Genomic DNA, 306 nt, shown 5'->3' on the forward strand with positions numbered 1-306 from the left:
CGACAGCGTGAGCAGCACGACGATAGCGGCGGGCGGAAGCACTAACATCGACTTCTGGGTGGTGAATTTTGGCAAGGCTGCCGCCGCCGCGTCGATCTCGGGCCTCTATCTATCGACCGACGCAACGATCACGACTGGAGATACGTTACTGACGACTGTGGCCTCGCCAGGGCTGTCGGCGAACGGGGCGACGGGCTATTTCGATCACCAGACGATCTCGCTGGGGCTGCCCGCCAATCTGGCGCCCGGCACCTATTACATCGGCGGAATCTCGGACTACAATAATGCGATTTCGGAGAGCAACGA

At 60.5% G+C, this 306-nt stretch carries 1 protein-coding gene; it reads left to right on the forward strand.

Annotated features, from left to right (window positions below; all coding sequences use genetic code 11):
• A partial coding sequence (locus AC0L3U_RS39005; RefSeq protein ID WP_473365059.1) for a hypothetical protein occupies window positions 1-306 on the forward strand: 306 nt, incomplete at both ends.

The sequence above is a fragment of the Bradyrhizobium sp. Kon69 genome, assembly GCF_055807515.1.